Consider the following 25,532-nt stretch of genomic DNA (forward strand, 5'->3'; position numbering starts at 1 on the left):
CTTTAATTTTCATGCCTATAAAACTATTCCTTCATCCTACAGTAGTGATTAAGGAGGAATGGTTATGAAAAAATTAACAGTGGTATTTTATAGCAGCATACTCTGCAAGAAGGTATATGATGAATTTGGAGACTGCATAGGAAAACTAAAGGATATCTATGTAACCACAGAAGAAGGTTACCCAAGAGTTATAGGTTATAAAATTAAAAGAAATGGTGAAACCTTTAATTATGAATTTAGAAATATTGACTTTTATAAAGATGACAATGGAAGAATCATAGTAAAGGTAAAAGGGGTAAAGGATATCTTGCCACGAACCTATTCGTATTTATTGTCTAAAAATCTTTTAGATAAAGAGATAGTAGATATAAATGGTAAAAAAGTGGTAAGAGTTAATGATTTAAGGCTAGCAGAAATAGCTGGAGAAATAAGAGTAGTAGCAGTAGATAAAGGTATGCTAGCTCTATGTAGAAGGTACGCTGTTGAGCCTTTAGTAAGAGCTATATTTAAATTAGTAAAAAAAGATACTAGTGATAGTATAGTAATGTGGGATGATGTACAATCCTTAGAAATGATAAATGATAATCTTAAGTTATCAGTACCTTATCAAAAGCTTTCAACATTACATCCAGCAGATCTAGCAGATATTTTAGAAGAAATGGATTCTAAATATAGAAATAAAATTTTTGAGAGTTTAGATGAAAATTTAGCAGCAGATACCTTGGAAGAAATAGAGCCAGAAGTTCAAGCTAGCATAATTCAAACCCTAAGTGAAACAAAGGCTGCTGAAGTATTAGATAATATGCCTAATGACGAAATTGCTGATATGCTAGAAGAAGTAGATGAAGAAACCTTAGAAAAAATATTGATGAGTATGGAAAAAGAAGATGCTGAGGAAGTAAAGGAGCTTATGGGCTATAAGGAAGAGATGGTTGGAAGTCTTATGAATAAAGACTTTATAGCCTTTAACATCAACATTACCGTAGGAGAAACTATAGAGCTATTAAGAGAGATAGACCCTGATGATGAAGTTATGTATAGTATTTATATTATAGATGAAGAGGAAAGACTTCAAGGAGTAGTTTCCTTAAGAGATCTTATAATGAATAAAAATGATGTAAAACTAAAAGATATAATGACCACTAACTTAATAAAAGTAAATGTAGAGGCAGATATTGAAGAAACTATAGAATTAGCTACTAAATATGACTTGTTATCCATGGCTGTGGTAGACAATGAAGAGAAACTATGTGGCATAGTAATACTTCATGACATTGTAGATGAATTCTTGCTTCCAACTTGGAAGAAAAAGTTTAAAAAAGTTAGTTGAGAATTTTTAGGAGAATTTAATAAATGGAAAGTGACTATAAGAAGCGTATCCCTTTTCTTATTAGAAATGTCTAGTGAGAAAAGGGATATTTATTATTTAAAGGATTATAAGCAAAGCTATAGTGAAACAACTCCGGCTATAAATTTATGCATGTCTCATAATCACTTGAAACCATGATTTTGGAACATGCATAACTTAAGTTTCAGCAATGTTTCACTATGGCTTATGTATTATTTTATTTTTTTGATGCAAAATATATTTATAAGAAAGGAGGATACATATGCTTAAAAGGACTTTTAAAACTAGATATATTTGTATATATGTTTTAGCTATTCTTATGGCTTTTGTAATTAGCTCTATTATAATGCCTAACAAGAATGAAAGAGTAGATGCTGTTGCATATAAGTTTGGTTCCACAGGAGATACGGTTAGAGAAATACAAACAAGATTGAAAAGATGGGGATATTACACAGCAGATATAGATGGAATATATGGATCTAGAACCACCGCAGCTGTAAAAAAATTTCAAGGTAAAAATGGATTAGTAGTAGATGGAATAGCAGGTGACAGAACTTTAGCTGCTTTAGGTATAGCTAGCCAAAGTAATAGTAATAGTAATAATGGCAAGGTTCAGAATAACCAAGAGGTAATGCTATTAGCTAGGCTTATAAATGGGGAGGCGAGAGGGGAACCTTACGAGGGGCAAGTAGCTGTAGGTGCTGTTGTAATGAATAGAACAAGAGATCCTAGATTTCCTTCTACTATAGCAGGTGTAATATATCAACCCGGAGCCTTCACGGCTATAGTGGATGGCCAAATAAACGCTGAAATACTACAAAGCTCTATAAATGCAGCAAGAGATGCATTAAATGGATGGGATCCATCTGGTGGAGCAGTCTTTTATTACAATCCAGAAAAGACCACAAATCAATGGATATGGTCAAGGCCCCTTATAAAGGTTATAGGTAAACATAGATTTTGCAAATAATTGTATAGGTTTTCAATAATTTTTATTAGTTAAGATTTTGTAAACAGAGGTTGACAAAAATCATATTAGTAATATAATAATAATATAATTCATAGTAATTCACTCAGAAATACATTGAAGAAGGAAAGTAATATAGAGGAAGGTTACAGAGAGGGAAGTAAGCTGAGAGCTTCCTACCAGGAATTTATATGAAGTGCCCTTTGGAGTAGAAGTCTGAAATTATTAGTAAGGCTATCCGGGTTCACCCGTTATAGTGATAGAGCATGATTATGTGTTCGAAAAGTGAGATTCTATATCTAATTAGAGTGGAACCGCGGAGTAGCTAATAGTAGCTTCGTCTCTAACATTATTGAGACGAGGCTTTTTTGTATACAAAAATAAATATTTTCAAAGGGCCGGCTTTTGAAATATTAAATTTATATTATAAAATACTTAAAAAATAGGAGGTAGTTGTAATGATATTTAATAATGCGTTAGAAATGGTTGGAGGAACTCCAATGCTAAAACTAAACAATTTGACTGATGAAAATATGGCACAGGTATATGTTAAGCTTGAAAAATTCAATCCTGCAGGTAGTGTTAAAGATAGAGCGGCTTTAGGTATGATAGAAAAAGCTGAAAATTTAGGATTATTAAAATCCGGTGATGTAATAGTAGAACCAACCAGTGGAAATACCGGTATAGCTTTGGCTATGATTGGAAGGTTAAAAGGGTATAAAGTAATAATTGTAATGCCAGAAACTATGAGTATAGAGAGAAGAAATATTATAAAAGCCTATGGAGCAGAACTAGTATTAACAGAGGGAGCAAAAGGTATGAAGGGAGCTATAGCTAAGGCAGAAGAAATTGTGGCTAGTGGAAAAAACTACTTTATGCCTCAACAGTTTTTAAATATAGCAAATCCAGAAAAGCACTATGCAACTACTGCTAAAGAGATAATTAAAGATCTGCCAGAAATTGATGTGTTTGTGGCAGGTGTAGGTACAGGAGGAACTATCTCGGGAGTAGGTAAAAATTTAAAGGAAATAAAAGGTGAAATTAGAGTTGTAGGTGTAGAACCTTCTAAATCGCCAGTATTGTCAGGAGGTCAACCAGGACCGCATAAGATTCAAGGTATAGGAGCGGGTTTTATTCCTGATATCTATAACAAAGATGTAGTTGATGAAATACTTCAGGTTACTGACGAGGAAGCCTTTGAAGCTGCTAGATTGGTTGCTAGAGAAGAAGGAATGCTAATTGGAATATCCTCTGGAGCTAATGTTCATGTTGCCCTTAAATTAGCTAAAGAGCTAGGTAAAGGAAAAACTATAGTAACAGTGGCACCAGATGGCGGAGAAAAATATATGTCCATGGGACTTTATGAGTAAAATACTCATATAATGCTTTAGGAAGTGATAATATGCTAAATAATCTTAGATATGATCTTAGAAACATTTTAAACAATGATCCCGCAGCAAAAAGTGAAGTGGAGGTTCTTCTTTTATATCCATCAGTTCATGCGTTGATACTATACAGGATAGCTCATAAATTGTATAATAAAAAATTATTTTTCGTAGCTAGGCTCATTTCTCAGCTAGGTAGATTTCTAACTGGTATTGAAATACATCCAGGGGCTAAAATTGGTAGGGGATTATTTATTGACCATGGTATGGGAGTAGTTATTGGTGAAACCGCAGAGGTAGGAGATAATGTAACTATATATCATGGAGTAACTTTAGGTGGTACAGGTAAAGAAAAAGGAAAAAGACACCCTACCATAGGAGATAATGTTATAATTGGTAGTGGGGCAAAGGTGTTAGGACCTATTTATATAGGTAATAATGTTAAGATAGGAGCTAATTCAGTGGTGCTAAAAGATGTACCATCTTATGCTACAGCAGTAGGAATACCTGCTAGGATAATAGAAAAAATATCTAGTAAAACCATAATAGAGATTAAAGATTATATGGGAAGAAAAAAGGCAATTTATAATGATATGATAATTTAAAAATAAGCATATTTAAGAAGGATGAGCTTTATGAAATATAAAGAAAAAATAATTAGTTATTGTGAATCTTTGGGCTTAGATACCTTAGGCTTTATTAGGTGCAGGAACTTTCATGAGTTAAGAACCTTTTATCAATATAGAAAGAATAATCACCTTGAAAATGAGTTTGAAGAGGAATCTATAGAATTAAGAATAAATCCTAAACATTATATGAAAGAGGGAAAGACTATAATATCTATAGCCTTCCCCTATCTGTATAAATCTGATTTTAAAAATTCTCAAGGATTTTCAGCATATACCCAAGGAAAGGATTATCATACAGTAGTGAGGGAATACCTAAATAGAATATGTGATTATATAGAGAAAAATTTAGGAGGTAAAGCTTTAGCTCTTGTGGATAATAATACTCTTCCAGAGAGATATATAGCTTATTTAGCCAATATAGGCTTTATAGGAAAGAATAACATGTTAATAACCTCAAAGTATGGATCTTATGTATTTTTAGGAGAAATTATTACTGACCTAGAGTTAGAGCTAGAAGAATACGAAGATAAAGAAAAAAGCTTAGATTCTATTAATTTATATAAAGGGTGTGGAAACTGTAATATATGTATGAGAGAGTGTCCGACTAAGGCTATTAATGAAGAGAAAAGGAATAATAATATATGCCTATCCTATATAACTCAAAAAAAGCAAATAGAGGATAAATGGTTTTCACTTATTGATGGAAGGATTTTTGGTTGTGACAGCTGTCAAAAAATTTGTCCATATAATATTAAAGCTGAGCTTTCTAATATAAAAGAATTTACTCCCTTTGATCATATGGAGAATTTAGATTTAGAAGAGATTCTATCTATGGATAATAAAATCTTTAAAGAAAGGTATGCAATTACCGCATCAGCATGGAGAGGAAAAGCTCTTTTGCAGAGAAATGCGCTAATTAGAGCTTTTAACTTAGGAGATATAGAAAATATAGATATTACTCATGTAAAATCCCCTTATGTCATAGATTATTATAATAGACTTTTAAATTATTTCAAATTATAATATATGGTGTAGATAAAGTTATACCATATATTTTTTTATTTGGAAAGGTTGAGGCAAATGATATCATCTAAAATGGCAAAGCTTATAACTTATATGCCTAAAGGGTTAGTAAAATATATATCAAAAAAATTGGTAAACAAATATATAGATAAATATGCTGACATTTCTATAACTGGGGAAGAGAATTTAAGAAATATAAAGAAGCCTGTAATATTTATTTGCAATCATTTAAGTAATTCTGATGGGTTGGTTTTAAATAGAATTTTAAAGGAACAAGATGTTACCTTTGTAGCAGGGATTAAGCTTTCTAATGATCCTGTTACTAATATCGGAATAAATATAGTAAAAACTATAACAATAAAACCAAATTCGGCAGATAAGGAAGCCATAACTAAGGTAGTTAGTAGCATAAAAGAAGGAAATAATGTAGTTATATTTCCAGAAGGAACAAGAAGCAGAGTAGGTAGTATGATTGAAGGAAAAAAAGGAATTTTACTTATTGCTAGGCTAACCAAGGCAAGTATTATACCTATAGGTATGTGGGGTACTGAAAAGCTACTTCCCATTAATAAAGATGGTAATATGTCTGGAGAAAAGTTTACTTATGCAAAGGTCAATGTAAACATAGGAAGGCCTGTAAGCTTACCAGAAAAACTCAATGGTGAAGATAGGCATGCTTATGATGATAGAAGTTTAAATGTTTTGATGAAGCATATAGCGATATTGTTACCAGAGGAATATAGAGGGGTTTATAAATAAAAGTTGCCACGCAGTTTTTATTAAAAGGCTATTTTTTAGCCTTTTTTTAATGCACAATTCACAGTGCATAATTCACAATGAAGGTAATTTTTCTCCGCTGGCACTGTAAAAAAAATTAGAAATTTATGAAGCGTGGCTAATGCTTAGCCACGGCTTTTTATGGTGGCAAGCTGCTAAAAATATAATTATAGATTTTTAGCAGGGTAACGGAGAAAAATCCTACTCAATTGTGCATTGTGAATTCAAAAAGACGACTTTCGTCGTCTTTTTCCTATATGTTCATTTTTACTTTTTTGTAGGAAACACTTTTAGTAGTGTTTTTATCATAATATATATAATAAGAATAACCACAAATATTCCTAACATTCCTTGCCACATAAGGGTAAGAGTATTATAAAAAACATCCCATTGACTCATTATATGTACCTCCTCTGCTATTTAACTAGCATTAATATTAAACCACCAGCTATTACTGAAGCAATTTGACCTGCTACGTTGGCCCCAACGGCATACATTAACACAAAGTTTTGAGGGTCTTCCTTTTGAGCCATTTTTTGAATTACTCTAGCTGACATAGGAAAGGCTGAAATGCCAGCAGCACCAATCATTGGATTAATTTTTTCTTTTCTAAACATATTTATAATCTTTGCAAAAATTACTCCGCCTATGGTATCAAAGATGAATGCAAATAATCCCATTAGAATAATTAGTCCTGTCTGTAATGTTAAGAATTTATCCGCTTGCATTTTTGTAGCTATAGTTATTCCCAAAAGTATAGTTACAATATTAACCAATTCGTTTTGGGCTGAATTAGAAAGTCTATCTAAAACTCCACATTCTCTCAATAGGTTACCAAACATTAAAAATCCGATTAGAGGAACGGCATTCGGTGCTATTATTCCTGCAATTACTGTGATAGCAATAGGGAATATTATTTTTGTAGTTTTAGATACGTTTTCTGCTTTATAGGTCATTCTTATCATACGCTCTTTTTTTGTAGTTACTAGCTTTATTGCTAGTGGCTGGATTACAGGCACTAATGCCATGTAAGAATAGGCTGCTACAGATATGGGACCTAATAAATCTGGTGCAAACCTACCAGCTACAAATATTGAAGTAGGTCCATCGGCAGCTCCTATGATACCTATGGATGCAGCTTCTTTTAATGTGAAGCCAGCTAAAGCAGCTAGAGCAATAGTGATAAAAATACCAAATTGAGCAGCAGCACCAAATAATATCATAAAAGGATTTTGAAGTATGGGACCAAAATCTATCATTGCTCCTATACCTATGAATATTAGTAATGGAAATAGTTCAGTGTTAATACCAGCATTAAATAATAAATCAATAATACCTTCTACTGGAGTTCCATCGATCATTTGAGTTATGGCACCAGACATAGGTATGTTTACTAATATGGCACCAAAGCCCATAGGTAAAAGTAAAGCAGGTTCAAAGTCCTTAGCTATAGCTAAATAGATTAAAACTCCTCCAATAACCCACATTACTATCAATTTGGGATTGCTAATTAAGGCATTGATTCCTTGAAGTAAGATATCCATAAATTACCCTCCTTAATATTTAAGTGTAAATTGCATACTTATAATTTATACAATTTACATCATTAATAAACACTTTTAAGTCTGAGTCATTTAAAAAGACCTTTAGCATAGTTTAACTATGCTAAAGGTCTCACTTTTTAAGAATAAACCAGGCTTAGAGCCGATTGTTGGCTTTATTCACAATAGAATATTATAATATCTATTGTAGTTACTCCCCCTTAACATTATGAAGAATAATGTTATAATTAAGATAATGGTTATTATTGAGTAATTATATTAATAATGAATTAAATAATCTCACATACTATATTTTATTATAATAAAGTAAAAATGTCAAAAAATATTAACAAATGAAATTATACATTCAAAGGATGGTTAGTATGAAGAAAAATGTGAAGGAAATATTAGAACTTTTAAAAAAAGAGTACCCTGATGCTAAATGTGAATTAGACTATGGTACCCCCTTTCAATTGTTAGTAGCTACTATATTGTCAGCTCAGACTACGGACAAAAAGGTTAATGAGGTTACAGAGGAGTTATTTAAAGAATATCCTACGGTGGACGATTTTTTAAGGCTTTCTCAAGAAGAGCTAGAAAATAGGATTAAAAAAATTGGACTATATAGAAATAAAGCAAAAAATATTTTATTAATGTGTAGGCAGTTAAAAGAAAATTATAAAGGAGAGGTACCTAATACCATGGAAGGCATAACTTCTCTTGCGGGTGCTGGAAGAAAAACAGCCAATGTGGTGCTTTCTAATGCCTTTGGTGTACCAGCTATTGCTGTAGATACACATGTTTTTAGAGTGTCTAACAGAATAGGCTTGGCTAAGGCCGATAAGGTAGAAGATACAGAGGAGCAGTTAAGAAAGAATATTGCAAAAAAAGAGTGGTCCTTGGCACATCATTTATTGATTTTTCATGGAAGAAGATGTTGTACTGCTAGAAAGCCAGAATGTGAAAGATGTATAATAAGAGGTTATTGTAATTATTATAAAGAGTTATTAAGGTAAAAATATTATATTTTTTGTAAAAGGCATTATGAATTTTAAAATTTCATGATGCTTTTTATTTTTTGCTATCAGAATTTGCGATAAAAAAATAGAGGAAATATGTAAATGGTAAAGAATAGTATTTATATCGAAATAAGTAAAAAATAATAGGGAAAGGGTAGTTTTTATGCAGTTATACAATTTAAATAAAAATAAAATATTTACGTATAAATATTGTAATTCTAATAATGCAATGCTTTATTCTTTTATTTTTATAATTTGCTTAAGTATAATACCTTATATCATACATTCAAAAACTGCTTACTATAAAGAATTCTACACTGCCATTCAGTTCTCTAGCTCTATAGTGGCTTATATTGCTGCATTTACTTGCTTAATGTATTTTCTAGCTACCAAAGAAGAGTTTTATATTATAATTGCATTAATTTATTTTATCTCTGCCAGTGATGAATTTGCAAGAGTGATAATTCGCATATTAAGACATAAAGGAGTTAGTACAACTTTTATGATTGATTACGTAAGAACCAGTCATATCTTAAACAAAGTTTTACTCTCATTAGTATTATTCTTAGCTTGTTTTTATAGTAATAAATTAAGTAGAATAATAAAAAAAAGAGTAACCTTATTAGTCCATATTTTTCTTTCAATAATATTTACTACCCTTTGTGGCATGTTTCTAACTAAATTTTTTGGATATAGCAAAACCATGTATAATTTAAGTATAACTATATCAATTTTCTCTTTATTTATTTCTTCCATGTATTTTATATTTTCAACTCTTAAGAAAAAAAAAGATATATTCTCATCAATGTTATTAGCTAGCCTTATATTTATTTTTTTTGGACAGATATATTTATTATTTTCTAAAGCATATTATGATATTAGCTTTGTAGTTTCTTCTATAAGCGATATGCTAGGTAATGTCATGCCTATTTTGGGAATAAGCATCCAATTTGTGAGTGAAATAAGAAAAGTAAATTTAAGAATAGAACAGTGCAATAAATTACAGGGAAAATTAAATAAATTTTATAGAGTAGTTGAAGAGAGCCCTAACATGATAGCCTTTTTAGACGAAAGTGGAAAATTTCAATATATGAATCCCTCTTTTAAGAATACTCTGATTAACAGGAACCAACACTATGTAGGAAAAAGCCTTTCAGAGGTATATAATAATTCAAAGGTAGATGTTCATCATGATAATATTAAGAATAGCTTAAAAAACTCTAACTCTTGGTCTGGCAGAGTTGACATACCCTTAAATGAAAACGAGAACTCGGTATATAAATGCTCAGTATTTAAATTGATTTCTGAAAAGCTAAAAGAGGATAACTATGTTATAATAAGTGAAGATGTTTCTGAAAGCAATAAAATAGAAGAAAAATTAAAAAAGAGTGAAAAAAAATTAAGAGAAATAACAGATAATATGATAGATATAATTTGTAAAGTAGATAGAGATGGAATTATTGAATATATAAGTAGTTCCTACTGTAATCTTTCCAAGCGTAACTATAAGGAGTTTAGAGGAAAACATGTTTATGAAATAATTCATCCAGAGGATTTAAATTTAGTAGATGAGGTGTATAGACGTGTAAAAAATAGTGGTATCAGTGAGCGTGTAGAGTATAGACTAAAAATATTTAATAATGAATATATATGGGTAGAATCAATTATAGGGGTTCTGCTTGATGATACTGGTGAAATTAATGGAGGCATTGTGAGCAGTAGGGATATTACGGATAAGAGAAAGCTAGCGGAAACTATGGAATATGATAGAATTAAAACTGAATTTTTTGCTAACATATCTCACGAGCTAAGAACTCCGATTAATGTAATATTCTCAGCACTTCAAGTGGTAGAAATGTATTCTTTTAATGATAAAACTTTTTCACATATTAACAGATATAATAAAATTATGAAACAAAATTGTTATAGATTACTTAGGCTTGTTAGCAACTTAATAGATATTACAAAAATTGATTCTGGTTATCTAAAGCTTCAATTGGGAAATCATGATATAATAAAGATTGTGGAAGATATTACTATGTCTGTAGTAGACTATGCTGAAAATAAAGGCATAAACATAATTTTTGATACAGATATAGAAGAAAAAGTTATGGCCTGTGATCCAGATAAAATTGAGAGAATAGTTATGAATTTATTATCTAATGCTGTAAAATTTACTCAGGAAAAGGGCAGCATATATGTTTCCATACTTAATGGAGAAGAAGATAATCTTTATATCTCAGTAAAGGATAGTGGTAGAGGTATTCCAAAGGAAAAATTGGATGTTATTTTTGAGAGGTTTAGGCAGGTAGATAAGTCTTTGGCAAGAGACCATGAAGGAAGTGGAATAGGATTATCCTTAGTAAAATCTTTAGTAGAGCTTCATGGAGGTAGTGTTAAGGTAGAAAGTGAAGTAGGACTAGGAAGCAACTTTGTAATAGAGCTACCCTGTAGATGTGTGGAAGATGATGTTTTATATGATGTAAATGAAATTAAGCAATCTCATATAGAGAGAATAAGTATTGAGTTTTCAGATATATATGATATAAATTATTGATTGAAAAACCTTGCTTTAAGTAAGGTATCTCAAAATGCGTTTCAGTGGTAACTTAATGTTACTATGTGGAAATGCATTTTTGCTATTGGAAATAAATATTAAAAGTTAAGTTTTTTTTAAGATTTATTGTAGAGTATTATTAAGATTTAAAGTGTATTATAATATATAATGGGAGGCGATATTATTGGAAAATGTAAAGAGTATAGTAAAAGATAATTGGAAGCATGCTATGGCAATGGTAAGCTACCTTTTTATAGTGTTATTATATGGCCTTGTTAATAAGCCTAATTTAGGGAGAGTTCACAGTTTAGTAACACCTTTTGATAGGAATACGCCTTTTATAAAGTATTTTATAATTCCTTATAATATATGGTATCCTTTTATAATATTTAGCATAGTATATTTAATTTTGAAGAATAGAGATGAATATTACAGAACTCTCCTTGGTTTAGATCTAGGAGTGCTTGTTTGTTATGCCATATATATAGTTTTTCAGACTACAGTAGTAAGACCAGAGTTAATGGAAACAGATATATTTACAAAAATAGTTGCCATGACTTATAAGGCAGATTTACCTTATAATTGTTTTCCCAGTATTCATGTATTTACTACGGGTTTGATCATTTTATCAATGTTAAGTAGTAAGAACACTAATAAGTATATAAAAATAACTTGGCCAATTATTGGTACGGCCATTATAGCATCCACCTTATATGTTAAGCAACATGTTGTTATGGATGTATTTGGTGGGTTACTATTAAGTTTAATTATGTTTTATGCATTTAGGAAAGTTGAGGAGGAAAAATTAATTTCATGGATAAAGAAACTATACTTATCGTTGACGATGAAAAAGAAATTAGAGATTTAATTGATATATATTTAAAAAATGAAGGTTATAACACTTTAAAGGCAGAAGACGGATTAAAAGCTTTGGAAATTCTCGAAGATAATGAAGTGCATCTTATAATCTTAGATATCATGATGCCAAAGTTAGATGGAATGCAAGCTTGTTTAAAAATAAGGGAAGAGAGAAATACACCTATAATTATGCTATCTGCTAAGTCAGAGGATATGGATAAAATAATGGGGCTTACCACTGGAGCTGATGATTATCTTACAAAGCCTTTTAATCCATTGGAACTTATAGCAAGGGTTAAGTCTCAGCTTAGAAGATATATTAAGTTAAATAATAGTTCTCCTATACCTAATTTAGATAAGACTTCTATTATAGAGATAGAGGATTTAATGATGAATACAGAAAATCATGAGGTTTTTCTAGATGGAAAGCCTATAAAACTAACACCTATGGAGTTTGATATTCTAGAATTGCTAGGAAGAAATAGGGGAATAGTATTTAGTATAGAAAAAATTTATGAAAAGGTGTGGAAGGAAGAATTTATTCAATCAGATAATACAGTTATGGTGCATATAAGAAAGATAAGAGAAAAGATAGAGGAAGATCCTAGAAAACCTAGATTCATAAAGACTGTATGGGGAGTGGGATATAAGATTGAAAAATAAAACAGATCTTAAGATAATTAATAAAAGTAAAAAACAAAAGAAGCCTCAAAAACAGCCTGGACTAATTAGAAGACTTTTTAGAACTATTTTTAAACCTTTATTAAGCTTTATGGATCCTATGCTAAGGTTTTTAGATTTTGTTAAGGAAAAAGTGAAAGAAAGCATAAGGTTTGAACTAATCATAACCTTTGGAGTATGCTTCTTTTTTGCTGTGATGGTTTTTGGAATAAGCAGTAATTATTTTTCAAGGGATCAAAAGGTACCCCAAATAGATTATAGTAATGGTGTTTCAGATATTAATCGTATTACAGATTCACTATTAAGAGAGCTAAGCAATGGGGAGATTGAAAGTACAAATAAAGAAGCTATTGATAAATTACTTCAAAGGTATGGTGTTTATAATAGCGAGTTAAAGTTAATAATAACTGATTTAGAAGGAAAAATAATATACAAGACCTCTAGCGTAGCAGAGACTCAAATTGATATATATAATCTTATAAAAAATGCCTCTAATTTTAAAGCTACAGATTGGTATGATAATTATCAAGGACGAAGTGATGTAAGAAAAGAGATAGTGATATTTTATCCTTTAAAATTAAAGGATATTAGAACCTATTTAATAGTAAAGGATATTCCTGAGCCCAATATAGTATATACTAACTATAGAAGCAGAAACGATTTTTTAGCCTTAGTTATAGCTGTAGCAGCCTTTATAGCTGGCTTTATCTTTGTCACTAATAAAAAGATGAGATATATTGAAGAGATATCAGAAGGAGTAGCTGAAATAGCGAAAGGAAAACTAGATTATCGTATAAAAAATAAGGGGAAGGACGAATTAAATGAATTAGCATGGAACATTAATCACATGGCTGAGGAAATAGAAAATAAAATAGAAAACGAAAGAAGAGCAGAAAAAACTAAGAATGAATTAGTAACCAATGTATCTCATGACTTAAGAACTCCTTTAACTTCCGTTATGGGCTATATAGGCTTAGTTAAAGAAGGCAAGTATGAAACAGAGGAACAGATGCAGGATTATTTAAATATTGCTTTTAATAAAGCTGAGAAACTAAAGGTGCTCATAGAAGATTTGTTTGAATATACAAAATTAAGTAATGAAGGAGTAAAGCTATATAAAGCTCAAGTAAATCTAAAGGAATTTATAGAACAGCTCATTGATGAAATGATACCCATATGTGAAGAAAATTCACTGAATATAATTAAGGAGCTAACAGAAGAGAGAATATATGTAAGTGTTGATCCGGGTAAAATGTTAAGAGTACTTGAAAATCTTTTAACTAATGCAATAAAATATAGCTATAAACCTGGAAATATAAAGGTGTTTTTGGAAAAGGAGCATAATAAAGCTGTAATATGTGTAGAAAATAAAGGTGATAATATAAGTTCCGAAAAGATTCATAAACTCTTTGAAAGATTCTATAGATTAGATGAAGCCAGAAATACTTCTAGTGGTGGTAGTGGACTTGGACTAGCTATAGCTAAAAATATAGTAGAGCTTCATGGAGGATCAATTTGGGCAGAATGTATTGAAAATGATATTAGGTTTTATGTAAGCTTAAACATAGAAGCTTAAAAGTTATTTCATGCATGAAGGTGTAAATCCTTCATGCATTTTTTTACGATGTCCAAATGTAAACAATGAATAAATTTTGATCTGGTATTTTAAAAAGTACAATATAAGTGATATAATTAAGACTTGTATGAATATATTTTTAACGTTTTATAAGATTCACACTATACTAAGTTATATAGTAATAATTATTATATTCGGTCTATATGGAGGTAAGTATGATGAAAATAGGAGTATTAATGGGGGGGATTTCTTCAGAGCGAGAAATTTCATTAAAAACTGGTGAAGAGATGGTAGCTAATTTAAATAAGGATAAATATGAGGTTTTTCCTATAATACTAAACAGCAAAGAGGATGTAATTGAAAAGGTAAGAGAGATAGATTTTGCACTATTAGCTTTACATGGTAAATTTGGAGAGGATGGTACTATTCAATCCATACTGCAAACTTTAAACATACCTTATTCCGGATGTGGCTCTTTGAGCAGTGCTATATGTATGGACAAAGATATAACTAAGAAAGTATTAAAAGCTGAAAATATAAGGACAGCTAATTGGATTATAGTAAAGTCCACTGAAGATTTAGCAGAGGAAAATATTAAGGAATTGAATTATCCTTTAGTAGTAAAACCCAATAATGGAGGATCCAGCGTAGCTACTAACATAGTTTTTTCCTTAGAAGAGATGGCTAGGTCTGTAGAAGAAGCTCTTAAGTATGATTCAGAGGTAATGATAGAGGAATATATAAAGGGAGATGAAATAACTTGTCCTATATTAAATGGACAAATGCTTCCTGTACTAGCTATAAAGCCAAAGTCAAGCTTTTTCGATTATACCTCTAAATATGCAGATGGTGGTGCAGATGAGTTTATCATAGAATTGAAAGAAGAGCTCCATAAAGAGGTGGAGGCTATGGCATTAAAATGCTGGAAGGCACTGAAGTGTAGCGTATATGCAAGAGTGGATATGATTGTAAAAGAAGGAGTTCCCTATATATTAGAGGTAAATACCTTACCAGGCATGACTAGGAATAGTTTATTACCTAAAAGTGCTGCAGGGGTTAATATAAGCTTTTCTAAATTGTTAGATTTAATAATTGAATATTCTTTAAAGGAAAATAGAGTATAGGAAAAAAGCGACGTAGGTCGCTTTTTTAATGCACATTTCACAATGCACAATTCACAATTAATGAGGATTTTTCTCCGTTGCTCTACGAAAAATCTTATATTATATTTTCAAAGCGGCTTTGCAAATTTTAAAAGCTGTGGCTAAGCATTAGCCACGCTTCATAAATTCTGAATTTTTTCGTAACGTTAGTGGAGAAAAGATTTCCTTCATTGTGAATTGTGCACTGTGCATTGTGAATTAAATAAAGGTTGTGCTGCAACTTTTATTAAGAGTGTTATTTTTTCAAAGAATACTGTATTACTAAATTTAAAGTAGCCAATAGAGCATCCATATGAGTTCTTTCATAAGCATGAGAAGCAAAGACGCCAGGTCCTATTAAACCGGCTTTTACATCCCAACCAGCACCTAGAGCAGCAGAGGCATCTGAACCGTAGAAGGGGTAGATGTCTATCTTATAATCAATATCATGCTCTTTGCAAGTTTCTATTAAAGATTTTCTTAAGTCATAATCATAAGGTCCAGAGGAATCTTTGGCACAGATACAAACAGAGTATTCAGAAGAGTTTTGACCAGGACCAGGAGCGCCCATATCTACAGCAATAAATTCTTTTGTGTTTTCTGGTATGGAAGCCTTAGCACCATGACCTACTTCTTCATAATTACTTATAAAAAAATTAGTGGTATAAGGTAAAGTTACCTTATTTTCTAGCATATACTCAATAGCATATAGCAGTATAGCTACGCTAGCTTTATCATCTAGATATCTGCTCTTAATATACTCTTTCTCTGTAAATATAGTTCTGGTATCTAAGCATATAAAATCACCTACATTTATTCCTAGATTTTCGACATCGGCTTTTGAGTTAACTCTTTCGTCAAGAATAACCTCCATATTTTGAGGTGTTCTCTTAAGCTCCCTTGCTTCATCACCACTTATATGAACTGAGGGTTTTATGGTTTGAATGGTACCAGTATATTTTGTACCCTCTAGAGTTTCAACAATACAATTCTCACCATCTATGGAGGTCATCATATATCCGCCTATAGGAGTCAAGGATAAGGCTCCATTGGATTTAATCTCTTTAACCATGGCGCCTAGGGTGTCCACATGAGCAGAAAAGGTTCTTTGGTAATCATCCTCAGAGCCTTTTATGGTAACAATTATAGCTCCTTTGTTGGTTATAGTAAAGGTTGCCTTTAAGTTATCTAGTTCAGTTTTAATATAGTTCATTATATCATTAGTAAAGCCTGTGGGACTAGGTATGGTTAATATTTTTTCCAAATAATATTTTAACCTATTTTTATGGTGTGTTTTGTTATTCATATAAATATCCTCCTTAATTTTTATATGTAAATTTTAACATACTGAAAAGTTTTTTTAAACAAATTTGAAATATATACGTATATATAATTAGAGAAAAATTTTATGAGACAGCTTTTAAATTTTGTTTAATAGTTGTATAGTATATATTGGACTTATTTTTGTAGTTTATTACATAAAATAAGTGAGAAAAATCTTAGTTTTTATTAAGCTTTTATATTATAATATTATCATAGAGGAAAGGAGATTAAGATGCGAAAAAGAAGGTTAAAGAAAAAATTTCCTATAATACTTTTAGCCTCAATTCTAACTATCATTGCTGTGGCTACATCCGCGTATATGATGTATATATATAAGGAAACCTCCAAATGGGATAATTTAGCCTATCCTGGAGTTAAAATAGAAGGCTTAGACTTAGGTGGTAAGAATGAAGAGCAGATTAAAAGTATTTTAAAAGATAAATATGGTGACGCCATATTAAAGAAGCAGTTATCAGTAAATCAAAATAACAAAAGCTATAACATGGATTATAGCAAGCTTAATTCCAAATATAATATTGACGAGGTAGCAAAAGAAGCTATTGCTTATGGAAAAGAGCAGAATATGCTTTCTAAATACAAAAATATAAAAAATTCCTTTGGAAAAGAACTCATTCTTAAATTTGATTATGATCCTAAGTATATAAAGGAATTTATAGCTAGCATAGCTAAAAATATAAATAAAGAGCCTGTTAATGCTACTATCAAAAGCAACAATGGCAAGTTTGACATTACCAATGATATAAAAGGCTATAAATTAGATGAAGAGGCCTTAGAAAAGAAAATTTTAGATAGCATTAATGGAGATATTAAGCAACAGACAGTAATTGATGCACCTATAAAAGCAGTAGAAGCTAGTGTTACTGCAGATAAATTAAGGACTATTAATGCAAAGATTGCTACTTTTTCAACTAATTATGCTAGCTCTAATTGGGAGAGAGCTTATAATGTAGAATTAGCTACAAAGGCAATCAACGGAAAAGTTCTTATGCCAGGTGAAACCTTTAGTTACAATGATGTAGTGGGTGAGAGAACAGTAGAGAAGGGGTATAAGGATGCACCGGTTATAGTAGGCAATAAGGTTGAATCAGGCTTAGGCGGAGGCATATGTCAAGTTTCCAGTACTTTATATCAAGCAGTACTGAGAACAGGACTTAAATCAGTGGAGAGGATAAATCACTCATTGCAAACCAGTTACTTAGGTTTAGGTTTGGATGCTACTGTAGTATTTGGCGCACTAGATTATAAGTTTAAAAACACCTTTGACTTTCCTATATATATAGAGGGAATTACTCAAAATAGAGTAGTATATTTTAATATTTACGGTAGTGGAAATATAAACAACAGAAGTTATCAAATAATTCCAGAAGTTTATCAAACTATTCCTGCTAATGTGAAGACAGTGGATGATCCAAATTTACCAGAGGGACAAACAGTAGTTGAAAAAAATGCTGTAAATGGATATAAGGTTAAGGTATATAGAAAGACCTATGAAGGCGAAAAATTAATTAGTACAGAGACTTTATCTAATGATTATTATTTACCTGTAGAGGGTATAATTAAAAAGGGAACAAAAAAAGCTGAAACACCACCTCAAAATCCTCTACCACCAAAGCAACCTTAAGAAATTAATTGTTTTTGGAGATGTTTAAAATAGAGCTTTTTATAAAAGCTCTATTTTTTATAAAGTTATGTAATAAAATGATTTTTTTAATTTCCAAATATATGATATAATAAATTCTAGAAAATTTAGATTATTGGAAAGAAAGGGGACGCAATAATTAAATATTGCAATGTGCAAAATATGAGAGAAACAAAATTAATTGAATCAATAGTGGATAACGTAGAAAAGGTTATTATAGGTAAAAGAAAAGAGATAATTAATATTATAAAGGGTATTATAGGTAAAGGACATATTCTTATAGAAGACGTACCGGGCGTAGGTAAGACTACTTTAGTAAAAGCTTTGGCTAAATCTATGAATTTATCCTACAGCAGAATTCAGTTCACTCCAGATCTGTTACCTTCAGATATAACAGGAATTTCTATATATAATCAAAGAGATATGCAGTTCGAATTTAAAAAAGGGCCTATTTTTGCTAATATAGTCCTTGCAGATGAAATAAATAGAACATCACCTAAAACTCAATCAGCCTTATTAGAGGTTATGGAAGAGCATCAGGTTTCTGAAGGAAATAATACCTATAAGCTAGAGGAACCCTTTTTTGTTCTAGCCACTCAAAATCCTATTGAATATGAGGGAACCTTTACTTTGCCAGAAGCTCAATTAGATAGGTTTATGATGAAAGTAGCTATCGGTCATCCTTCAAAGGAAAGTGAAGCAAAAATATTAGAAGTATATAGAGAAAAGAATCCATTAAGCGAAATTAGCGCCGTAATTACCATAGAGGATATTTTATTTTTACAAGAGTCTGTTAGAAAAGTTAAAGTAGCAAAGGCTATAAATGAATATATTGTTGAAATTGCGAATGCTTCTAGGAAGAGTAATTATATAAACTTAGGTATTAGTACTAGAGCAGCATTAGCCTTACTAAGAGTTTCTCAAGCTACTGCATTAATAAATGGAAGAGATTATGTTTTACCAGAGGATGTGAAGGAAAATGCTGAATTAGTTCTAGGTCATAGGATTACGCTATCTTCTTTGGCGAGAGCCAATAGCTATGAAAAAGAAAGCATAATATCTGATATAGTTAAAAATGTACCAGTTCCAAAGGTGATGACAAATGATTAGAGTTAACATTAGATTTGTGGTTTTAACAATTCTAGCCTATATATTTGCATATATACAGGGTGGGAACTTACCCTATACTATATTTTATGCTCTTTTTATAACCTTGATTTTTTCAATTTTTACCATATTTATTCTATCTATAAGTATTGGTATAGACATCCGCATGGAGGAAAGAGTATATATTTGCGGAGATATAGCTCCTATTTCTATTTTGGCCAATAATAGGAGCATAATTCCCTCACCCTATGTAGTTATTAAAAATAATATTATTTCATTATTTAATCCTAAGTTCATTGGAGAGCTTATTAGCCTAAAGTTTGATGAAACGAAAAATCTAAAATATAATATTAATTTTAAAAACAGAGGTATATATGATATAGGAAGTATGTCAGTATCTATAAGGGATCTGTTTTGCATTTTTACAGTAAATAAAAGTATTAAGAAAAATACTTTTGTAAAGGTATATCCAAAAATCTATGAATTAGAAAAATCCATATTAAAAAGTGCAGATATTTTTAAAAATGCCACCTCTACTAAAAGCAGTATAGAGGACATGTATTCTGTTAAGGATATGAGAAAATATAGAGATGGAGATAATTTAAAAAGAATAAATTGGAAGGTTAGTGCGAAACTTAATGAATTGTTTGTAAGAAATTTTGAAACAGTATCTGGCCAAGAATTAAATATATTCTTAGATATGAATAAATCTAATTATAATATGGACAGAGAAGGTATTCTTGAAGAAAAAATGGTGGATTTTTGTTCTTCCTTAGTAAACTTTGCAGTATCAAGAGATATTAAGTCCAAGCTTTTTATAAATTGTAATGGATTTATAGAATATGATGTAGAGAATAAGGAAGATCTCCAAAATTTACAGGAACTTTTTTTAACTCAAAAGAGTGATGGAGACTTTAGCTTCTTAAGATTTATTAATTCTCATAGAAATAAATTATCAAGCTTGAGCGGAGTAGCTATTATAACAGGGAAAATATCTGATGCCTTGACTAACTCTCTTATGAATATGCAGGATGTAGGATATAAAATAATTGTATTTTATACCAATAAAACCTCTGAGGACATTAAAAATTCAGAGTTTCTAAATAAGATTGGAGTAGAATGTATAAATATTTGTGAACTAATTAGGTGCATAGAAGAAAGAGAGAACGCTGCTGAGGCCTAATAAAAAGCCTTAAGGAAGATAGGTGATAATATTTGAATTGGTTTAAAAATAAAAAGCTACACATACTTTTTATATATTTAAATATGCTATTTATTTTAGGAGTTATGAGAGTATGTTATGACATTCAAGATTTTAATTATGCATTAGTTACTTTTTGGTTCTTTATAGCTCTAATAATTTATTGGTTTTATCAAATTATTTTGTTAAAACCCAAGCACAAATTTATTTTTACTTTAATAGTAATAATAGCCCTAAGTGCCTATAGTTTCTATTCTAAGGACTTCATAAATAATTTTTTTGTTAAAGGTATTATAGAAAACATAGATGTAATAAACACGAATTTAGTTAAAGGAAGAAATAATAGTTTTTATCTATTTGAAAATATCTTTATGATAATGATACCTATAATAAGTATTTTAACTCTATTTCTAGATTCCAAAGGTCTTTTAAATATAATAGTATTCATTAATATATCAATTCTAGTGTTTTTGTGGTATCTAGGTTATACTGATGGAGTTAAACAAGGTTTAACTAAATTCGTTGTATTGAGTATAATTACCTATGCTTTAAATGACAATGATAATTATCTCAAAAAATTAAGTAAAAGTGGCATAAAATTGAGTATTGAGAACGGAAGTATTATAAGCCAGATAATAGTTATAGCGATTATTATCTCTGGTATTATATTGTTCTTGCCTCAAGAGTATGAAGGAAAGTATGGAAAGCTAATAACTGATAAGTTTACAAATAGATTTTCTGTAAATCCTAATGAACAAGGGAGCACCTCTAAAGGTAAAAATTCTAATCAATATAAACTATCTTTTTCGGGTTATAGTGATAGCGAAAAAAAACTAGGGGGGAAGATAACCTTAAGCTCAGCCACTGCCTTTAGGGTAGATTCAACAGAGGCTTACCATTTAAAAGGTTCTGTTAAAGATATATATACGGGAAACTCATGGAGAAATACCGCTGTAACCTATGAAAATAGCAATATTAGCAATATTATAAGAAATAGGGGAGAATATATGAGAGTAGGTAAGAAGTCGATGTATATCCACCCCGATAAGCTAAACATATACACCATGTTTGTCCCAATTAATGCTTTTTCCATATCACTACAAGGAGGAAATGTATACAATAACTCAGAAAACGGTGTATACTTAAATGATAAACCTGTAGAAAATCCTTATCAAATAGAATTCTATGATGAAAAAAGCATTGATCTTGCAATAAATCAACAAATAATAACTAGAGGTCGAAACAAATACACTGGAGCCTTTTATAGTAAGTATACTCAAATCCCTGATAGCGTAACCGATAGAACTAAGGAACTTGTGTATAAAATTGTGGATGGAGCACAAAATGACCTTGAAAAGGTTGAAAGGATAAAAAATTACTTAAGTAAAAATTACTCTTATTCTCTAGAAGTTTCAAATGTACCAACGGATGCAGATTTTGTTGATTATTTTTTATTTAATGAAAAGAAGGGTTATTGTGTATATTTTGCTACAGCTACTACTATAATGTTAAGAATAACAGGAATACCTGCCAGGTATGTTGAAGGGTTTAAAATGCCGCCTAAAGCAGAGGCGGATGGTTTTTACACTGTAACTAACGAGGATGCACATGCATGGACAGAAGTGTGTTTAGATAGTGATCAGGAGGTTTGGTCTATAGCAGATTGCTCACCTACACCTACAGAGATTAGAGAACAAAGCATCCAAAATCCATCTGGAGAATCAACTATTATAAATGACAATGAAAATATAGATCCTAAACAAAAAAATAGAAAACCTCAGGAAGAAGAAACTTCAAATCAAGAGACCAATAAAACCTATATTGATATTCAGAGTATTTTAATATATGGAGCTATTTTATTAATAATTCTATACCTTATTATAAGAAATGGTATATTGATTCTCCAAAAAAATAAAATTATAAAATCAAATAGTATAATTCCGCTATATAAATATGCTCTAAGAAGACTAAAAACTGTAGGAATAGTAAAGTCATCCTTTGAAACTGATATGGAGTTTATAGCTAATCTTCCGACAGAAGAATTGAGAAAAGAGCTTAAGCCTTTAGTTAACCAGGTATATAGAGAATACTATGGTGGATATAAAGATTCTGATGTGGATAAGGCTTATATATATAAATATCTAGAAGGATATATAAAGGGGACTAAAAATACATTTGTATATTATTTAAGGAGATATATTATTTAATATATGTTTTAAAAATAGGGTAGTTAAACTATCCTATTTTTATGTTTATTTGGTATAATGTTTTTGGAAGAGATAAAAAATATAAAATAAAATTTCATATACAATGGATAACAGGAGGAGAACAAATGCAGTATAAATTGTTGTGTACAGATATGGATGGTACATTATTAACTAGTGATAAAAAAATTACGGAAAGGACTAAACGCGCCATTGAACTAGCTCATGAAAAAGGAGTGAAGATTGCTGTTAGTACAGGGAGAATGTTTAACTCCGCTTATTATTATGCAGATTTAATAGGAGTAAAAGCACCAGTAATTTCTGCTAATGGGGCCTTTATAAGAGAAAAAGATAGAGATAAAGTCATATATAAATCTAATTTAGGATATAATAATTGTAAAAAAATTGTAAATATATTGGGAAAATATGATATATGTCCTCATTTTCATACACCAAATTCTATATTTTCTGGTGATTTAGTGCATTCCTCTAAAATATACTCAGAACTTAATAAATATTTGCCTCCTAATTGTCAGATAGCTATTAACATAGTTAATGAGTGGGATAAAGTCTTTAGGGACAATGAAGAGGATATTGTAAAATGCATTGGAGTAGATGACGATATAGAGAAGGTGAAGAAGGCGAAAGAGGAATTGTTATGTTTGGGAGGTATAGAGGTAGTAAGCTCCTACTCAAATAATTTTGAAATTATGGCAAAGGGAGTTTCTAAGGGTAGAGGAGTAGAGTTATTAGCTGGATTTTATGGGTTAACCCCTGAAGAAATAATCTGCGTTGGAGATAATGAAAATGACATTTCTATGATAGAGTATGCTGGACTTGGGGTAGCTATGGGAAATGCTGAGGAAGAGGTAAAGGCTATAGCTCAATTTATTACGGAAACTAATGATTGTGATGGCGTAGCAAAAGTAATTGAAAAATTTATTCTAGGATCTAAATAAAAATAAATATATAAATTCTCTCGTACCTAAAAGCACTAAATTATATGACTTTACTTAGGCTTGTTAATAGTTTAATATTATTAATATATTTGAAAACTATGGAGGTAATAGTAGTGAATTTAAATATAGTATTATTTCAACCAGAAATTCCACAAAATACAGGAAACATAGCAAGAACTTGTGTGTTAACTAATTCTAAGCTACACCTTATAAAACCTTTAGGCTTTAGTCTAGATGAAAAACATCTTAAAAGAGCAGGATTAGATTATTGGCAATATTTAGATATGGAGATTCATGAAAGCTATGAAGCTTTAAGAGAAAAATATAAAGAAGGTACTTTTTACTTTTCTACCACAAAGGGAAAGCATTTTTATCATCAGGTTAATTTTAAGGCTGGAGATTTTATTATCTTTGGAAGAGAGTCCAGTGGACTTCCAGATTACATAAGAGATAGCGATCCTGATAGATGTATTAGAATACCTATGCTTGAAACAAGTACTAGATCCTTAAATTTGTCAAATACTGTTTCTATTATAGCCTATGAAGCTTTAAGGCAAAGCGGATTTCCAAATATGAAGTAAAGGGGAATGGAGGAAATGACTAAGATAAAATTAATAACGGATAGTACGGCAGATTTACCCAGTACTATTATTGAAAAATATAATATAGAGGTTCTTCCTCTAATAGTTAATTTTGGGGAAGAGAGTTATTATGATGGAGTAGACATCAATTTTAATAAATTGCTTAGCAAAATAAAAACTGAAGGAGTTTTTCCAAGCACTTCTCAAATAAATCCTCAAAGATTTCAAGATTGCTATAAAAAATATTTAGATGAAGGTTATGATATAATTTCTATTCATTTATCATCTAATATGAGCGGAACCTTTCAGTCAGCTTGTATAGCCAAGGAATTATTAGAAAGGGATAATATCTCAATAATTGACAGTAGGAATGTTACTTCAGGTTTAGGGGTATTAGTGCTTAAAGCTGCTAGGCTCATAGAAGAAGGAAAAGGATTAAAGGACATAGAGAAAGAAATAATCAGTGCTATTCCTAAAGTAAAAAGCTCATTGGCTTTTACAGAGCTAGAGCATCTTGTAAAGGGCGGAAGGCTCTCTAAAACAGCAGGTTTTGTAGGTAATATTCTTGGTATAAAGCCTATATTAGCTGTACAGGAAGGCGAAATGGTAGTGTTAGAGAAAGTAAGAGGAAGTAAAAAGGCCCTAAAGAGCATTTTAGAACATGTAGATAACAATCCTTATGATAACAAAGAACCTTTTATACTTCTAAATGCGGCTAGCGAAGATATATTAGATACTTTAAGAGATGCATTAAAGGAAAAAGGGGTAGATTTCATAGAGGCAGAAGTAGGCTGCGTAGTAGGAACCCATTCTGGGCCTAGGGCTTGTGGAGTGTTTTATATCGAGAAATAATATCGGAATTATATATTTTTGTATGTATTACAATGCTAATAAAAATAGCTAGTTAGACAGGTGAATAGTTATTTATTTAGAGTATTATTAGATTTTTTGATTATTGCTATTTATAAAACAAATAGCAATAATCAAAATAATG

General features: G+C 30.6%; 22 protein-coding genes and 1 other annotated feature. Of the genes, 19 read left to right on the top strand and 3 right to left on the bottom strand.

Annotated features, from left to right (window positions below; translation table 11 throughout):
• Positions 1-64: 64 nt before the first annotated feature.
• From BN2665_RS09455 to BN2665_RS09480, 6 genes are all read left to right on the top strand, one after another.
• Complete coding sequence (locus BN2665_RS09455; protein WP_055666857.1) at positions 65-1,330, top strand: magnesium transporter; 1,266 nt, start codon at positions 65-67, stop codon at positions 1,328-1,330.
• Between the two features lie 280 nt (positions 1,331-1,610).
• Positions 1,611-2,318 carry a spore cortex-lytic enzyme gene (gene sleB / locus BN2665_RS09460; RefSeq protein WP_055666858.1) on the top strand — a complete coding sequence of 236 codons (708 nt, stop codon included), beginning with the start codon at positions 1,611-1,613 and terminating at the stop codon, positions 2,316-2,318.
• Positions 2,319-2,423: 105 nt separating this feature from the next.
• Positions 2,424-2,663: a binding site (T-box leader), on the top strand.
• Positions 2,664-2,773: 110 nt separating this feature from the next.
• Positions 2,774-3,685 carry a cysteine synthase A gene (cysK, locus tag BN2665_RS09465; protein ID WP_055666859.1) on the top strand — a complete coding sequence of 304 codons (912 nt, stop codon included), beginning with the start codon at positions 2,774-2,776 and terminating at the stop codon, positions 3,683-3,685.
• 32 nt (positions 3,686-3,717) lie between these two features.
• A complete protein-coding gene (gene epsC / locus BN2665_RS09470; RefSeq protein ID WP_055666860.1) occupies positions 3,718-4,305 on the top strand; it encodes a serine O-acetyltransferase EpsC in 588 nt (195 codons plus the stop codon).
• A 30-nt stretch (positions 4,306-4,335) separates the two neighbouring features.
• Complete coding sequence (queG, locus tag BN2665_RS09475) at positions 4,336-5,352, top strand: tRNA epoxyqueuosine(34) reductase QueG (protein WP_055666861.1); 1,017 nt, start codon at positions 4,336-4,338, stop codon at positions 5,350-5,352.
• A 57-nt stretch (positions 5,353-5,409) separates the two neighbouring features.
• A complete protein-coding gene (locus BN2665_RS09480) occupies positions 5,410-6,111 on the top strand; it encodes a lysophospholipid acyltransferase family protein (RefSeq protein WP_055666862.1) in 702 nt (233 codons plus the stop codon).
• Positions 6,112-6,396: 285 nt separating this feature from the next.
• On the opposite strand, the gene BN2665_RS27730 is transcribed toward BN2665_RS09480, so the two are convergent.
• Both BN2665_RS27730 and BN2665_RS09485 read right to left on the bottom strand, forming a co-directional pair.
• Entirely contained in the window at positions 6,397-6,528 is a 132-nt protein-coding gene (locus BN2665_RS27730; RefSeq protein ID WP_278335871.1) for an OadG-related small transporter subunit, read from the bottom strand.
• A gap of 17 nt (positions 6,529-6,545) precedes the next feature.
• A complete protein-coding gene (locus tag BN2665_RS09485; protein WP_055666863.1) occupies positions 6,546-7,673 on the bottom strand; it encodes a sodium ion-translocating decarboxylase subunit beta in 1,128 nt (375 codons plus the stop codon).
• Positions 7,674-8,053: 380 nt separating this feature from the next.
• Between BN2665_RS09485 and nth the strand changes: the two genes are divergently transcribed.
• From nth to BN2665_RS09515, 6 genes are all read left to right on the top strand, one after another.
• The gene (nth, locus tag BN2665_RS09490; RefSeq protein WP_055666864.1) at positions 8,054-8,686 is read left to right on the top strand and encodes an endonuclease III; all 633 of its coding nucleotides are present in this window, start codon (positions 8,054-8,056) and stop codon (positions 8,684-8,686) included.
• A 166-nt stretch (positions 8,687-8,852) separates the two neighbouring features.
• Entirely contained in the window at positions 8,853-11,246 is a 2,394-nt protein-coding gene (locus BN2665_RS09495) for an ATP-binding protein (protein ID WP_055666865.1), read from the top strand.
• A gap of 184 nt (positions 11,247-11,430) precedes the next feature.
• Positions 11,431-12,114, top strand: a complete 684-nt coding sequence (locus tag BN2665_RS09500; protein WP_082435861.1) for a phosphatase PAP2 family protein — start codon at positions 11,431-11,433, stop codon at positions 12,112-12,114.
• A complete protein-coding gene (locus BN2665_RS09505) occupies positions 12,060-12,767 on the top strand; it encodes a response regulator transcription factor (RefSeq protein WP_055666866.1) in 708 nt (235 codons plus the stop codon). The genes BN2665_RS09500 and BN2665_RS09505 overlap by 55 nt, the downstream gene beginning before the upstream one ends.
• Complete coding sequence (locus BN2665_RS09510; RefSeq protein ID WP_055666867.1) at positions 12,757-14,361, top strand: sensor histidine kinase; 1,605 nt, start codon at positions 12,757-12,759, stop codon at positions 14,359-14,361. Before BN2665_RS09505 ends, BN2665_RS09510 begins: the two co-directional genes overlap by 11 nt.
• A gap of 218 nt (positions 14,362-14,579) precedes the next feature.
• On the top strand, positions 14,580-15,485 hold the full coding sequence (locus BN2665_RS09515; RefSeq protein ID WP_055666868.1) for a D-alanine--D-alanine ligase: 906 nt from the start codon (positions 14,580-14,582) through the stop codon (positions 15,483-15,485).
• Between the two features lie 274 nt (positions 15,486-15,759).
• Here the strand turns inward: BN2665_RS09515 and BN2665_RS09520 are convergent, their stop codons facing one another.
• Positions 15,760-16,809: a M42 family metallopeptidase gene (locus tag BN2665_RS09520; protein ID WP_055666869.1), complete on the bottom strand. Its 1,050-nt coding sequence runs from the start codon at positions 16,807-16,809 to the stop codon at positions 15,760-15,762.
• Between the two features lie 249 nt (positions 16,810-17,058).
• Here BN2665_RS09520 and BN2665_RS09525 point away from each other — a divergent pair, with 249 nt between their 5' ends.
• The 7 genes from BN2665_RS09525 to BN2665_RS09555 all read left to right on the top strand — a co-directional run bounded on the left by BN2665_RS09525 (position 17,059) and on the right by BN2665_RS09555 (position 25,390).
• Positions 17,059-18,468 carry a VanW family protein gene (locus BN2665_RS09525; protein WP_055666870.1) on the top strand — a complete coding sequence of 470 codons (1,410 nt, stop codon included), beginning with the start codon at positions 17,059-17,061 and terminating at the stop codon, positions 18,466-18,468.
• Between the two features lie 180 nt (positions 18,469-18,648).
• Positions 18,649-19,596, top strand: a complete 948-nt coding sequence (locus BN2665_RS09530; RefSeq protein ID WP_055666871.1) for an AAA family ATPase — start codon at positions 18,649-18,651, stop codon at positions 19,594-19,596.
• Positions 19,589-20,776: a DUF58 domain-containing protein gene (locus tag BN2665_RS09535; RefSeq protein ID WP_055666872.1), complete on the top strand. Its 1,188-nt coding sequence runs from the start codon at positions 19,589-19,591 to the stop codon at positions 20,774-20,776. Before BN2665_RS09530 ends, BN2665_RS09535 begins: the two co-directional genes overlap by 8 nt.
• Before the next feature lie 32 nt (positions 20,777-20,808).
• Positions 20,809-23,001: a transglutaminase-like domain-containing protein gene (locus BN2665_RS09540; RefSeq protein ID WP_055666873.1), complete on the top strand. Its 2,193-nt coding sequence runs from the start codon at positions 20,809-20,811 to the stop codon at positions 22,999-23,001.
• 125 nt (positions 23,002-23,126) lie between these two features.
• Complete coding sequence (locus tag BN2665_RS09545; protein WP_055666874.1) at positions 23,127-23,957, top strand: Cof-type HAD-IIB family hydrolase; 831 nt, start codon at positions 23,127-23,129, stop codon at positions 23,955-23,957.
• Positions 23,958-24,070: 113 nt separating this feature from the next.
• Positions 24,071-24,538 carry a tRNA (uridine(34)/cytosine(34)/5-carboxymethylaminomethyluridine(34)-2'-O)-methyltransferase TrmL gene (trmL, locus tag BN2665_RS09550; protein ID WP_154674910.1) on the top strand — a complete coding sequence of 156 codons (468 nt, stop codon included), beginning with the start codon at positions 24,071-24,073 and terminating at the stop codon, positions 24,536-24,538.
• A 15-nt stretch (positions 24,539-24,553) separates the two neighbouring features.
• Positions 24,554-25,390 carry a DegV family protein gene (locus tag BN2665_RS09555; protein WP_055666875.1) on the top strand — a complete coding sequence of 279 codons (837 nt, stop codon included), beginning with the start codon at positions 24,554-24,556 and terminating at the stop codon, positions 25,388-25,390.
• Positions 25,391-25,532: the final 142 nt, after the last annotated feature.

Source organism: Desnuesiella massiliensis, from assembly GCF_001403615.1.
GTDB classification, from domain to species: Bacteria; Bacillota; Clostridia; order Clostridiales; family Clostridiaceae; genus Desnuesiella; species Desnuesiella massiliensis.

What these genes read in the sequence shown, in the direction of transcription:
- BN2665_RS09520 (WP_055666869.1), bottom strand. Translation starts at nt 16,809, where the DNA reads ATGAATAACAAAACACACCATAAAAATAGGTTAAAATATTATTTGGAA.
- BN2665_RS09545 (WP_055666874.1), top strand. Translation starts at nt 23,127, where the DNA reads ATGCAGTATAAATTGTTGTGTACAGATATGGATGGTACATTATTAACT.
- BN2665_RS27730 (WP_278335871.1), bottom strand. Translation starts at nt 6,528, where the DNA reads ATGAGTCAATGGGATGTTTTTTATAATACTCTTACCCTTATGTGGCAA.
- BN2665_RS09515 (WP_055666868.1), top strand. Translation starts at nt 14,580, where the DNA reads ATGAAAATAGGAGTATTAATGGGGGGGATTTCTTCAGAGCGAGAAATT.
- nth (WP_055666864.1), top strand. Translation starts at nt 8,054, where the DNA reads ATGAAGAAAAATGTGAAGGAAATATTAGAACTTTTAAAAAAAGAGTAC.
- BN2665_RS09535 (WP_055666872.1), top strand. Translation starts at nt 19,589, where the DNA reads ATGATTAGAGTTAACATTAGATTTGTGGTTTTAACAATTCTAGCCTAT.
- BN2665_RS09485 (WP_055666863.1), bottom strand. Translation starts at nt 7,673, where the DNA reads ATGGATATCTTACTTCAAGGAATCAATGCCTTAATTAGCAATCCCAAA.
- BN2665_RS09495 (WP_055666865.1), top strand. Translation starts at nt 8,853, where the DNA reads ATGCAGTTATACAATTTAAATAAAAATAAAATATTTACGTATAAATAT.
- BN2665_RS09555 (WP_055666875.1), top strand. Translation starts at nt 24,554, where the DNA reads ATGACTAAGATAAAATTAATAACGGATAGTACGGCAGATTTACCCAGT.
- sleB (WP_055666858.1), top strand. Translation starts at nt 1,611, where the DNA reads ATGCTTAAAAGGACTTTTAAAACTAGATATATTTGTATATATGTTTTA.
- BN2665_RS09455 (WP_055666857.1), top strand. Translation starts at nt 65, where the DNA reads ATGAAAAAATTAACAGTGGTATTTTATAGCAGCATACTCTGCAAGAAG.
- epsC (WP_055666860.1), top strand. Translation starts at nt 3,718, where the DNA reads ATGCTAAATAATCTTAGATATGATCTTAGAAACATTTTAAACAATGAT.
- BN2665_RS09505 (WP_055666866.1), top strand. Translation starts at nt 12,060, where the DNA reads ATGGATAAAGAAACTATACTTATCGTTGACGATGAAAAAGAAATTAGA.
- BN2665_RS09530 (WP_055666871.1), top strand. Translation starts at nt 18,649, where the DNA reads ATGAGAGAAACAAAATTAATTGAATCAATAGTGGATAACGTAGAAAAG.
- cysK (WP_055666859.1), top strand. Translation starts at nt 2,774, where the DNA reads ATGATATTTAATAATGCGTTAGAAATGGTTGGAGGAACTCCAATGCTA.
- BN2665_RS09480 (WP_055666862.1), top strand. Translation starts at nt 5,410, where the DNA reads ATGATATCATCTAAAATGGCAAAGCTTATAACTTATATGCCTAAAGGG.
- queG (WP_055666861.1), top strand. Translation starts at nt 4,336, where the DNA reads ATGAAATATAAAGAAAAAATAATTAGTTATTGTGAATCTTTGGGCTTA.
- BN2665_RS09525 (WP_055666870.1), top strand. Translation starts at nt 17,059, where the DNA reads ATGCGAAAAAGAAGGTTAAAGAAAAAATTTCCTATAATACTTTTAGCC.